Origin of the sequence: Mycobacterium sp. 852002-51057_SCH5723018 (assembly GCF_001667035.1) — a bacterium.
Lineage (GTDB): Bacteria > Actinomycetota > Actinomycetes > Mycobacteriales > Mycobacteriaceae > Mycobacterium.
In genome coordinates, this window is sequence record NZ_LZIR01000008.1 from 236,478 (window position 1) to 248,854 (window position 12,377).

Sequence of the window (12,377 nt, forward strand, 5' to 3'; positions counted from 1 at the left end):
CTTCGTTGAGGCTTCTTCGCGGCAATTACGATACGGTAGGTAGCGTTATGAAAGCAGACCCATCCGACCTTGACAAGGGCCCCGGCGCCGGGCGCCCCCGGGATCCGCGCATCGATTCGGCGATCCTGTCGGCGACCGCGGAACTGCTTGTGGAGATCGGTTATTCGAACCTTAGCCTGGCCGCGGTCGCCGAGCGGGCGGGCACCACTAAATCCGCGCTCTACCGCCGGTGGTCGAGCAAGGCCGAACTGGTGCACGAGGCGGCGTTCCCGACCGCGCCCACCGCGCTGGAGGCCCCGGCCGGGGACATCGCCGCCGACGTCCGGATGATGATCGAGGCCACCCGCGACGTGTTCACCACGCCGGTGGTACGTGCCGCATTGCCCGGCCTGGTCGCCGACATGACGGCCGACCCCGCGCTCAACGCCCGGGTGATGACACGCTTCGCCGACGTGTTCACCGCGGTCAGGGTGCGCCTGCGCGAGGCCGTCGACCGCGGCGAAGCGCATCGCGAGGTGGACCCGGACCGATTGATCGAGCTGATCGGGGGAGCGACGATGCTGCGGATGCTGTTGCGCCCGGAGGAAAAGCTGGACGACACGTGGGTGGAGCAGACCACGGCCATCGTCGTGCACGGAGTGACGGGATGACCCAGCGGCTCGCGGGCCGGGCCGCGATCGTCACCGGCGCCAGCCGCGGGTTGGGCCGCGCGATCGCGCTGGCCCTCGCGGCGGAGGGCGCGGCGGTGGCCGTCGCGGGGCGCACCGAACAGGTGTGGGACGACCGGTTGCCCGGCACCATCGGGGAGACGGTCGCCGCCATCGAGGCGGCGGGCGGGCGCGCCGTGGCGATCCGGGCCGACCTGACCGACCGCGACGACGTGGCCCGCCTGGCCGCCGAGACGCGAGAAGCCTTGGGCCCCATCACCATTCTGGTCAACAACGCGGCGTTCACCGCGCCCGGCCGTCCGCCGGTGCGCGGGGCGCCGCCGCGCGCCAAGCCCACCAGGCCCGCTGCTCCCGGTGGCAAACCCGGCTGGCCGGGCTTCGTCAGCACGCCGTTGCAGGCGTTTCGCCGCCACTTCGACATCGCGGTGTTCGCGGCCTACGAGCTGATGCAGCTGGTGTGCCCCGACATGTTCGACGCCGGCGGCGGCTCGATCGTCAACATCACCTCGGTGGCGTCTCGCATGCCCGGCGACGGGCCTTATCCGGACCGCAGCGGCGGGGTGCTGCCCGGCTACGGCGGGTCGAAGGCGGCCCTCGAGCACCTCACCCAGTGCGCCGCCTACGACCTCGCCGACCACAACATCGCGGTGAACGCACTAGCGCCATCCAAACCCATCCTGACGCCGGGCCTGGCCTACTATGCCCGGGACTTCGTCGATACCGCACCGGCGGACGAATTCGCCCGGGCCGCGGTCGAACTGGCGCTGGTGGACGCCGCGGCCGTCACCGGCCGCACCATCGGCCACCTGCAGGTGCTCGACGGCAGCTTCGGGCCGTTCACACTGGACTAGTCATCCGGCGGGTCGGGATCTCCGCGCAACAGTTCTTCGGGGTGGTGGGCGTGGTTGATTCGAGGTGGGCCGGTGCCGTCGGTCCAGCCGAGTCGCCCGCTGTTCGTGACCACGGTGTGCCATTCGCCGCGGCTGGCCCCGCCGTGGTCGCAATCGCAGGCAAAGTACAGCTTGTCGGCGTCGGTCCGCCCACCCTTTGCCCAGTCCGGTGCGTGGTGCACTTCGCAGCGATAACCCGATTCCAGGCAGTTGGGTCGGGTGCACCCGCGGTCGCGCGCATAGCAGATGAGTCGCTGGTCGGCGGTGGCGATGCGTTTTTGGCGGCCGAGATACAGCGGCCGGCTGGTGTGGTCGTCGAACACCGCCAAGTAGTGAATGGCCTTGGCGGCCATGCGAATCAGGTCTCGCATCGGCAACCGGGACCCGCCCCCGGTGCGCGCGGGCGCCGGCATCGGGATCGAGTCGTTGAGGACGGCGTGGGCGGCCTGGTTGAGTTCGGCCAGTGTCGTGGTGACGATGACGGTGACGGGGTGGCCGCGGTGTGTGCCGAGCTTGCCCGAGGCGATCGCGGCCGCCAGGCCCAGCTTGAGCGCGTCGTGGCAGCGTTGCGCCGGGGTGCGCTGATCGCGCTCCTCGGGCTGGGTGCCCTCGGGTTGGTGCCGGCCCGGCCGCACGGCCGCCTCGATCGCTTCGAAGTAGGCGCGGGCCTCGGGGTCCAGCAACCCCGAGAGACGCGACATGCCGTCGGGGCCCTGCGGCCCCAGGCGCAGCCCGCGCCGGCGCGCCCGGTCCTCGTCGGTGAACAGCCCGTCGGGATTGAGGTAGTCGGCGATGCGCTGGCCCAGCCTGACCACGACGCCGGCATCCAGCTTGGTGGCATGGCGCACCAGGGTGCGCTCGGCCTCGGCCACGTCGGTCGGCGAAACACAGGCCGGCAGCACGTCGACCGCCTGGCAGACCGCGCGGATATGGTCCTCACCGACCGCGCCGGCTTCCACCGCGGCCGCCAGCTCCGGAAGCTCGGGCTGCACCGGGGGACCGGTCAGCGAGCGGCGCGGCCGTATCCGGGCGGCGAGTTTGAAGCGCCGCACGATCTCCCTGGGCGTCACCCGCAGCCGCGCGCAAAGCGCTGCCCGCGTCGACGGGATGCACTCGCTGCCATCGGGCGGGTCGGCGATCTCCCCGAAAAACCGGTACATCAGCCCGCGGTTGATACGGTCCTGCGTCTCCAGCCGCTCGGCGACGTCGACGCGGAAACCGTTGCCCACCACGTCCGATGACGTGTCGCGCAGCACGTCGTGCGCGGCGTCGATAGCGTCGAGAGCAGCGCCGATCCGCTCCCGTGCCTCGTTGGCGCCCAAGCAGGAACCCATGCCCCGACACTATGAATCACCTCTGTCACGGTCGCCCGACCGGACAAGCCGTCGTCGCCGGCCTGTGGATGAAATCGCAACTGTGGATAAGCTCTCCGGCGCCACACGGGCGCCGTTCCTGGCGGCGAGACCTCCTGACGTGCCAGTATGAAGAAAGTCAGTGCCGCAACGGCGGCAGGCAACCGGCCGAGTGGTGTGCCAATGCCCGGTATCGACAAGCCGACGGGGCGGGTCATCGCCCTGATCGTCCTCTTGATCTTTGTTGCTGCCGCGCTGCGCGGCTATCTTCCGGCCCAAGACCACGCCGTGCACCGGGAGCCGGGCAGCAGCCGGGCGGCGCTGATGTTCGTCATCGCGGCCCTGAGCGGGACCCTCGCGCTCTTGACGATCGCGGTGGTCGCGCGGCTGCGCGATCCACGCGCCGTGGCACCAAAGCAGGGCGACCTGTCTGAGCTGCTCGGCACCGGCATTGGTCGTCCGAGCTGGCGGGTGCTGCTGATCGGGCTCGTGCTCATCCTGGCGTGGCTCTTGATCGTGACGCTGCTGATCCGATTCGTGATGCCGCACTCCGCCACTCCCACCGCGCCCAACGCGCCTCCGAACGCGCCGCCGTCGGGGCACGCCAGCACCGCGCCGCCCCCGCAACGACCGCCGAACAACACCGGGGACATGTTCGGTGTCCTGCTTGCCGGCGCGATCCCGATGATGCTGGTCATCGTCGCCGGTTCGGTGATCATGTCGCGGCGGCGGTGGCGCGCGACGACACCCGCCGCCATCGTCGGGGAGGATTCCGAGCCGCCGGCGCCGACACCGCCGTCGGAGTCGCTGGCCCGCGCGGCCGAACTGGGCCTGGCCGAGATGGGCGACCTGAGCCGGGAACCGCGCGAGGCGATCATCGCCTGCTATGCCGCGATGGAGCGCGAGCTCGCCAATGTCCCGGGAGCCGCCCCGCAGGACTTCGACACACCGACCGAGGTGCTGGTCCGGGCCGTCGAACACCACGCGCTGCACCCCGACAACGCGGTGCAGCTGGTGAACCTGTTCGAAGAGGCGCGTTTCAGCCCGCACGTGATGAACGAGGGCCACCGTGAGGTGGCGGTCAACGTGCTGCGGCTCGTCCTCGATGAGTTGCGGAGCCCGGTATGAGAAAGCTGGTGGCCCTGGGCGTTTGCCTCATCGTCGGGATCGAGCTGATGGCGCTCATCCTGCACGGTCGCCAACTTTTGTTGATTGCATCGGGAATCGCCCTGGCGCTGGTGTTGCTCAACATCCGCCGTTACCTGGGACGCGTCCCGGAACCCGCGGACGAGTCGGACCCCGACGACCGGACGGACTCGTTGCGTCGCTGGCTTTCCACTACCGAGACGACGCTGCGCCGGTCGGACTCCACCCGCGCGGACTGGGATCGGCATCTCCGTCCGATGCTCGCCCGACGGTACGAAATGACCACGGGGCAAAAGCAATCCAAGGATCCGGTGGCGTATCACGCCACCGGCCGGATGCTCTTCGGTGTCGAACTGTGGGAGTGGGTCAATCCCAACAACGTCACGCGCACCGGTGACCGGGAGCCTGGTCCCGGCCGTGCGGCGCTGGAAGAGATTCTGCGAAAGTTGGAGCAGGTATGAGGGGAGCCAGCCAGATATGACACTGCCGGCCGCGACTACCACCGCACGCTGCGAGGCGGTGCTCGACGAAATCGAACGTGTGGTGGTGGGCAAGCGCTCGGCACTCACCCTCATCCTCACCGCGGTGCTCGCGCGCGGACACATCCTGATCGAGGACCTGCCCGGCCTGGGCAAGACGCTGATCGCCCGGTCCTTCGCGGCAGCGCTGGGGCTTCGGTTCACGCGCGTGCAGTTCACGCCGGACCTGCTGCCCGCCGACCTGCTCGGCTCGACGATCTACGACATGCAGTCGGGCCAATTCGCGTTCCGGGCGGGACCGATCTTCACCAATCTGTTGCTGGCCGACGAGATCAACCGCACGCCGCCGAAGACCCAGGCGGCGTTGCTGGAGGCGATGGCCGAGGGCCAGGTGAGCATCGACGGCGAAACCCACAAGCTGCCAACGCCATTCATCGTTTTGGCGACCGACAACCCGATCGAGTACGAGGGCACCTATCCGCTGCCCGAAGCGCAGCTGGACCGGTTCGCCATCCGGCTGGAGCTGCGCTACCTCTCCGAGCGCGACGAGACCGCGATGCTGCGCCGCCGCCTGGACCGTGGCTCGGCCGAACCGACGGTCAACCAAGTGGTCGACGGCCACGATCTGGTGGCGATGCGCGAATCGGTCGAGCAGGTGACCGTGCACGAGGACGTCTTGCACTATGTGGTCTCGCTGGCCAAGGCCACCCGGCATCACCCGCAGGTCGCCGTCGGCGCCAGCCCGCGCGCGGAACTCGACCTGGTTCAGCTCGCGCGTGCCCGTGCGTTGTTGCTCGGTCGCGATTATGTGATCCCCGAGGACGTCAAGGCGCTGGCAGTTCCGGCCGTCGCCCACCGGATCACCTTGCGCCCGGAGATGTGGGTGCGAAAGATCCAGGGCGCCGACGTCGTCGGGGAACTGTTGCGGCGCTTGCCGGTTCCCCGAACAAACGGGGGACACGGGCCAACCGAATGAGCGCGGTGTGATCGAGAGCCGTGAGGTCGAGTTCCGTTGGCGGCCAGCGCCGCTGGCGCGGACGATCGCCACCTGCGCCGGGGTCGCGCTGGCCGCCGCCGTGATCGGTGCGCGCTGGCAGCTGATCGCCTTCGCCGCACCACTGCTCGGGGTGCTGTGCTCCATCAGCTGGCAGCGCCCGGTGCCCAAGATCCGGGTGCACGGAGAACCCGACTCGCAGCGCTGCTTCGAAAACGAACCGGCGCGGGTGACCGTGTGGGCTACCGACGAATCCGGAACGGCCGGGACCGCGGCGCTCGAACTCACGCTTTCGGCCGTCGCGGGCATGGACCTCGAAGCGCTCGACTCGGATGCCAGTCACACGAAAACCATTGGGGCGACCGCACATCGCTGGGGCCGCTATCCCATTCGGGCCCGGGTGGACGTGCTCGCGCGCGGTGGGCTGCTGATCGGAACGGCCACCGTCGACGCCGCCGACGTGATCGTGTTTCCGCTGACGCCGCCGCAGTCGACGCCCATCCCGCAGATCGAGCTGCTCGACCGGCTGGGTGCCCACCTGACCAGGCACATCGGACCGGGCGTCGAGTATGCCGACATTCGCCCCTACGTGCCCGGTGACCAACTGCGGGCGGTGAACTGGCCGGTGAGCGCGCGCCGCCGCCAGTTGCACGTGACGCAGCGGCTGACCGACCGGGCCGCCGACGTGGTGGTGCTGATCGACACGTATCGACAGCCGGCGGGTCCGGCGACCGAGGCCACCGAACGAGTCGTACGCGGCGCGGCGCAAGTGGTGCAGACCGCGCTGCGCCACGGCGATCGGGCCGGGGTCGTCGCCCTCGGCGGCAACCGCCCCCGATGGCTCGGCGCCGACATCGGCCAGCGCCAGTTCTACCGCGTGCTCGATACTGTGCTCAGTGCCGGCGAACGATTTGAAAACACCACCGGCACACTGGCTCCGCGCGCGGCCGTCCCCGCCGGGGCGATCGTCATCGCGTTCTCGACGCTGCTCGACACCGAGTTCGCACTGGCGTTGATCGACCTTCGCAAGCGCGGCCACGTCGTGCTCGCCGTCGACGTTCTCGACACCTCGCCGTTCGATGCCCAGCAGGATCCTCTGGTCGATCGGATGTGGGCGCTGCAGCGCTCCGCCATGTATCGCGACATGGCCACCGTCGGCGTGGACATCGTGGCCTGGCAAGGGGACAGCACGTTGGATCAGTCGATGGGGGTACTGCCGGACCGCCGGCATCGGGTGCGGGGGCGGCTCCGCACATGAAGTCGATGCCGCTGGTCGTCTCCACGCTTTTCGGTGCCCTGATGGTGGGCCTGGCCGCCGTCGGGACTCATGGCATGGCGGTTGGCGCCTGGGTGGCGGCCCTGATCGCGGTGAGCGCCGGGGTGGTTTACCGGCCGGCCGTTACCGCTGCCGTATTGCTCTGCGTGGCAACCATCTCGGTGTCCGATCCGTCGCTGGTCTTCGCGGCTTGGTCCGGCCTGTGCGCCGCCGCCTACCTGGTCTGCCGCCATGCGGTCGGTACCCCTGAGGGGGTCGTCCTGTGGAGCTGGCCGACAGTTCTTGGCGCCGTTGGGTTTACCGTCGCCGGGTTGGTCGCGACGTCGTTCCCGCTGCAGCTGCCGTGGCTGCCGCTGGCGGCGCCATTGGCCGCCCTGGCCATCTACATCGTGGCGATGCGCCCGTTCGTGCGCTGAGCCGGCTCAGCGCAGCAGTTGGGCCGCCTGGTCCGCCAGGTCGAGCACTGGCTGCGGGAAGATGCCCAAAACCACTGTGACGGCGGCACACACCGCGATCGCGGCCTTGCTCAAGATGCCCGGCGCCACCACATGTGGCGTGTCGTCGGTCGTCTCGGTGAAGAACATCGACACGATGACACGCACGTAGAAGTAGGCGGCAACACCGCTGGCCACCACACCCACGATCACCAGCGGCACAGCGCCGCCCTGGGCGGCCGCCTTGAACACCGCGAGCTTGCTGACGAAGCCGCTCGTCAACGGAATGCCGGCGAAGGCCAACAGAAACATCGAAAACATCACGCCCACAATGGGTGAGCGCTGCCCGAGGCCCGCCCAGTGCGACAGGGTGGCGTCCTCGACCCCGTCGCCGTTGCGGATCAGGCTCACGATGGCGAACGCGCCGACGGTGCTGAAGCTGTAAGCGACCAGGTAGAACAGGGTGGCGGAGAGGCCCGCCTGGTTGTCGGCGATGACACCGGTGAGGATGAACCCGACGTGGGCGACCGACGAATAGGCCAGCATCCGCTTGACGTCGGTCTGGTTGACCGCCGTGATGGTGGCCACCGCCATGGTCAGGATCGCAATTGTCCATAGCACCGGACGCCATTGGTCGTGCAGCGGCGGCAGGGCCACGTAGACCACCCGAAGCAGCGCGCCGAACGCCGCGACCTTGGTGGCCGCCGCCATGAATCCCGTGATCGGGGTCGGCGCGCCCTGGTACACGTCGGGGATCCACGAGTGGAACGGGACCGCACCGACTTTGAAGAGCAGGCCGACCGACAGCAGCGCGACGCCGATCAGCGCCATCGTGCTATCGCCGTGGGCCGCCAGCGCATCCCGGACGCCGGACAACGTGAGCGTGCCCGTCGCCCCGTAGATCAGCGCGACGCCGTACAGGAAAAAGGCCGACGAAAAGGCTCCCAGTAGGAAGTACTTCATCGCCGCTTCCTGGGACAGCAGGCGGCGATGGCGGGCCAGCCCGCACATCAGGTACAGCGGCAGCGAAAGAACTTCCAGCGCAACGAACATCGTCAAGAGGTCGTTGGACGCGGGGAACACCATCATGCCGCCGACGGACAGCATCAGCAGCGGGAAGAGCTCGGTCTGCGCGGCCCCGGCCCGCTGCGCCTCGCGCTCGGCGTCGCTGCCCGGCACCGCGGACGCCTGCGGGGTAAACGAATCCAGGCCCCCCGAACCTGCGCCGACGGCAACCTTGCTCTCCGACTTGGCTTGCGTCCGCTCGGCGATGAAGATCACCGCCAGCATGGCGACCAGCAGCACGCTGCCCTGCAGAAACAGAGTCGGGCGATCGATGGCCACCGCGCCCAGCACCGCGGGGCGGCCGGAGGCTTGAATCGACCGGCTGACCTCGACGACCGCCACGAATGCCGCCACCAAGCCGCCGAGGGCAAGCGTCACCTGGGCGCCGTAGCGAATTCGCCTCGGCAGGAACGCTTCGCCCAGCACGCCGACCACCGCGACCGAGAACACGATGAGCATCGGGCAGAGCAGGAAGTACTCGACGCTGGGAGTGGGCAGGATCATCGGTGCGGTCCTTCAGCTCTCCGGGGTGGCGCGGTGGGCGCGGGATCGTGCTGGCCGATGGTGGTCATCGTGTTCGTGACGGCCGGATTGATCAGGTCCAGCACCGGCTTGGGGTAGACCCCGAGCGCGATCAGCAGCGCGATCAACGGTGCGACGACGATCATCTCGCGCGCCCTCAGGTCACCGATGCGTTCGTTGCCGCTGGCCACCGGCCCGGTCATCACCCGCTGGTAGAGCCACAACATGTAGATCGCCGACAGCACCAGCGCGGTGACGCCGATCGAGGCCGCCAACCAATACCGGTTGAAAGTTCCCAGCAGGACCAGGAATTCGCTGATGAATGGCGCCAGGCCGGGGAGCGACAGGGTGGCCATCGCCGAGACGAGGAAAGTGCCCGCCAGGATGGGCGCCACCTTCTGCACGCCGCCGTAGTCGGCGATCGCCCGGCTGCCGTGCCGGGTTATCAGGAAGCCGGCGATCAGGAACACGGCCGCCGTGGACAGGCCGTGGTTGAGCATGTACAGCGTCGACCCGCTCTGACCCTGGCTGGTCATCACGAAGATGCCCAGGATGATGAACCCGAAGTGCGAGATCGAGGTGTAGGCGATCAGGCGCATGATGTCGGCCTGGCCGATCGCCACGATCGCGCCGTAGACCACCCCGATGACGGCCAGCACCACGATCAGGGGGCGGAAATACGTTGAGGCGCTCGGGAACAGCTGTAGGCAGTAGCGCAGCATGCCGAACGTGCCGACCTTGTCCATCACCGCCATCATCAGCACCGCGGCCGCGGGTGTGGCCTCCACCGCGGCGTCGGGCAGCCAGCGGTGGAACGGCCACAGCGGCGCCTTGATGGCGAACGCGAACATGAAGCCCAAGAACAGCGCCTTGAACACCGCGGGGTCCGCGCCGTAGCGCCCGGACGCGACGCCGGCCACGATGTCGCGGAAGTCAAAGGTGCCCGCGCCGTGCTGCGCGGTTACCACATACAGCCCGATGACCGCCGCGAGCATGATCAGGCCGCCGAACAGGTTGTACAGCAGGAACTTCACCGCCGCGCGCGACCGGCCGGGGCCCTGGCCGAAGCCGCCGATCAGGAAGTACATCGGGATGAGCATGGCCTCGAAGAACACGTAGAACAGCAACACGTCCAGCGCGATCACCGAGATCAGCACCATCGACTCGATGGCCAGGGTCAAGGCGACGTAGGCGTGCACGCCGCGGGTTCCCTCGCCGCCGTCGTTCCAGCCCGCGACCTGGAGCAGCGGGATCAGCACCGCTGTCAGCAACACCAGCACCACCGCGATACCGTCCACGCCGAGGGAGTAACCCGCGCCCAGCGCCGGTATCCAGCGGTGGGTTTCGACGAATTGGTAAGTGGCACCTCCGGTCTTGAAGCCGACCGTGATGACGGCCGCCACCGCCAGCGTCAGCACGCCGAAGACCAGGCCGGTCCACTTGGCCAGCTGGCGCAGCCCCGGCGGCAGCAGGATGGTCAGCACGGCGCCCGCCAGCGGCACCAGCCACAGCACGCTCAGCCACGGCACGTCGGTCAGCAAAGCCCCGTTCATCGGCGCCGCTCCTCCTCATCGCTAAGCTCTGCATCGTCGCCGGCGTGAGTCATTGGCGCCGCTCCTCCTCATCGCCCCGCTCTGCATCGTCGCCGGCGCGCATCACCAGACTCTCACCGCCAGGATCAGCGCGGCCACCAGTACCGCGCCCGCGAGCATGGACAGGGCATAGTTGCGGGCGAAGCCGGTTTGCACCCGCCGCAGGCGATTTGAGGTCCGGCTGACCAGCGCCGCCAGCGCGTTGACCGAGCCGTCCACGCCCGCGTCGTCGACTTCGACCAGCGCGGAAGTCAGTTGTGCGCCGGGGCGCATGAACACGTCTTCGTTGAAGGCATCGCCGTAAAGGTCCTTGCGCGCGGCCGTAGTGAGCGGGTTGACGGCCAGCGGGGCCACCCTCGGAATCGGTGCGGTGGCGTACATCCGGTAGGCCACCGCGATGCCGATCGCGACGACGCCCAGCGCCACGACGGTGGTGACCCAGGCCGGCAGGGCATGGGCGGCTTCTTCCCGCACCCCGACGACCGGCTCGAGCCAGCGCTGCAGGCTGCCGCCCCACCACATCAGGAACCCGGAGAACACCGAACCGACCGCGAGCAGGATCATCGGCCACGCCATGACGGCCGGCGCCTCATGCGGGTGCGAGCCTGGGGCCCAACGCTTTTCGCCGAAGAAGGTCATCAACATGACCCGCGTCATGTAGAACGCGGTGACGCCGGCTCCCAGCAGCGCGGCCCCGCCCAGCACGTAGCCCCGGGTGTCGCCGGTGGACAGCGCCGCCTCGATGATCTTGTCCTTGGAGAAGAAGCCCGCGAACGGCGGCACGCCGATGATGGCCAGATATCCCAGCCCAAACGTGGCGAAAGTAATTGGCAGGGCGGTCCGCAGGCCTCCGTAGCGGCGCATGTCCTGTTCCTCGTGCATCGCGTGGATCACCGCGCCGGAGCCAAGGAACAAACCGGCCTTGAAGAAGCCGTGGGTCAGCAGGTGCATGATCGCGAACGCGTAACCGGCCGGTCCCAGCCCGGCGGCCAGCACCATGTAGCCGATCTGGCTCATCGTCGAGGCCGCCAGCGCGCGCTTGATGTCGTCCTTGGCGCAGCCGATGAACGCCCCGAGCAGCAGCGTGACGGCGCCGACGATCACCACGGCCAGTTGCGCGCCGGGCGCCAGGTTGTACAGCGGGTTGGACCGCACGATCAAATACACCCCGGCGGTCACCATGGTGGCGGCGTGGATCAGCGCGGACACCGGGGTGGGGCCCTCCATCGCATCGCCCAGCCACGCCTGCAGCGGGACTTGCGCGGACTTGGCGCAGGCGCCCAGCAGCAACAGCAGCCCCATCGCGGTCAACGCGCCCCGGCCGGCGGCGGGTGCCCCGGCGAACACCCCGGCGTACGACAGCGTGCCGAAGGTGCTGAACATCAAGAACATTCCCAGCGCCAGCCCGGCGTCGCCGACCCGGTTCATCACGAACGCCTTCTTGGCCGCCGTGGCCGCCGTCGGCTTGTGATACCAGAAACCGATGAGCAGGTAGGAGGCCAGGCCGACGCCCTCCCACCCGACGTAGAGCACCACGTAGTTGTCGGCGACGACCAGCAGCAGCATCGAGGCCAGGAACAGGTTGAGGTAGCCGAAAAAGCGGCGACGGTCCGGGTCGTCGGCCATGTAGCCGACCGAGTAGATGTGGATCAGCGACCCGACCCCGGTGATCAGCAGCACGAAACACATGGACAGCTGGTCGATCTGGAGCCCGAGGTCGACCTGGAGCTGCCCGACCGGGATCCAGCTGAACAGCTTCTGGTGGATGACGCGGTCATCCCCACTTCGATTGAGCATGTCGGCGAGCAGCGTCGCGCCCACCCCGAACGCCGCGAGCGCGGTGGCGCAGCCCAGCAGGTGGCCCCACGGGTCGGTGCGCCTGCCGCCGAAGAGCAGGATCGCGGCACCCGCCAACGGCAGCGCCACCAGCAGCCAGGTGTATTGAGTCATCTCCGCGTT

The 12,377-nt window shown here is 68.8% G+C and carries 11 protein-coding genes; 7 read left to right on the forward strand and 4 right to left on the reverse strand.

The features are described 5' to 3' along the window. Nucleotides 1-47: 47 nt before the first annotated feature. A complete protein-coding gene (locus tag A5764_RS03520; RefSeq protein WP_067108558.1) occupies nt 48-650 on the forward strand; it encodes a TetR/AcrR family transcriptional regulator in 603 nt (200 codons plus the stop codon). Next, nucleotides 647-1,519 (forward strand): SDR family NAD(P)-dependent oxidoreductase, encoded by an 873-nt coding sequence (locus A5764_RS03525; RefSeq protein ID WP_067108561.1) that lies wholly within the window; start codon nt 647-649, stop codon nt 1,517-1,519. The genes A5764_RS03520 and A5764_RS03525 overlap by 4 nt, the downstream gene beginning before the upstream one ends. Here A5764_RS03525 and A5764_RS03530 read toward each other — a convergent pair. Then, complete coding sequence (locus A5764_RS03530; RefSeq protein ID WP_067108563.1) at nt 1,516-2,892, reverse strand: 13E12 repeat family protein; 1,377 nt, start codon at nt 2,890-2,892, stop codon at nt 1,516-1,518. The two genes, A5764_RS03525 and A5764_RS03530, sit on opposite strands and share 4 nt — an antisense overlap. 201 nt (nt 2,893-3,093) lie before the next feature. Between A5764_RS03530 and A5764_RS03535 the strand changes: the two genes are divergently transcribed. Genes A5764_RS03535 through A5764_RS03555 form a run of 5 tightly spaced genes read left to right on the forward strand, consistent with a single transcriptional unit; the run spans nt 3,094 to nt 7,221 of the window. Then, nucleotides 3,094-4,038, forward strand: coding sequence for a DUF4129 domain-containing protein (locus A5764_RS03535; RefSeq protein WP_067108566.1), 945 nt, complete (start codon nt 3,094-3,096; stop codon nt 4,036-4,038). Continuing rightward, nucleotides 4,035-4,517, forward strand: a complete 483-nt coding sequence (locus A5764_RS03540; protein ID WP_067108568.1) for a hypothetical protein — start codon at nt 4,035-4,037, stop codon at nt 4,515-4,517. Before A5764_RS03535 ends, A5764_RS03540 begins: the two co-directional genes overlap by 4 nt. Before the next feature lie 16 nt (nt 4,518-4,533). Further along, on the forward strand, nt 4,534-5,511 hold the full coding sequence (locus A5764_RS03545) for a MoxR family ATPase (RefSeq protein ID WP_067108571.1): 978 nt from the start codon (nt 4,534-4,536) through the stop codon (nt 5,509-5,511). Between the two features lie 7 nt (nt 5,512-5,518). Next, nucleotides 5,519-6,787 carry a DUF58 domain-containing protein gene (locus A5764_RS03550; protein ID WP_067108574.1) on the forward strand — a complete coding sequence of 423 codons (1,269 nt, stop codon included), beginning with the start codon at nt 5,519-5,521 and terminating at the stop codon, nt 6,785-6,787. Continuing rightward, nucleotides 6,784-7,221, forward strand: coding sequence for a hypothetical protein (locus A5764_RS03555; protein ID WP_067108577.1), 438 nt, complete (start codon nt 6,784-6,786; stop codon nt 7,219-7,221). The genes A5764_RS03550 and A5764_RS03555 overlap by 4 nt, the downstream gene beginning before the upstream one ends. Nucleotides 7,222-7,227: 6 nt before the next feature. Here A5764_RS03555 and nuoN read toward each other — a convergent pair whose 3' ends face one another. From nuoN to nuoL, 3 genes are all read right to left on the reverse strand, one after another. Then, the gene (gene nuoN, locus A5764_RS03560; protein WP_067108579.1) at nt 7,228-8,808 is read right to left on the reverse strand and encodes an NADH-quinone oxidoreductase subunit NuoN; all 1,581 of its coding nucleotides are present in this window, start codon (nt 8,806-8,808) and stop codon (nt 7,228-7,230) included. Further along, nucleotides 8,805-10,364 carry an NADH-quinone oxidoreductase subunit M gene (locus A5764_RS03565; protein ID WP_197501196.1) on the reverse strand — a complete coding sequence of 520 codons (1,560 nt, stop codon included), beginning with the start codon at nt 10,362-10,364 and terminating at the stop codon, nt 8,805-8,807. Before A5764_RS03565 ends, nuoN begins: the two co-directional genes overlap by 4 nt. 117 nt (nt 10,365-10,481) lie before the next feature. After that, entirely contained in the window at nt 10,482-12,368 is a 1,887-nt protein-coding gene (nuoL, locus tag A5764_RS03570) for an NADH-quinone oxidoreductase subunit L (RefSeq protein ID WP_067108582.1), read from the reverse strand. Nucleotides 12,369-12,377: the final 9 nt, after the last annotated feature.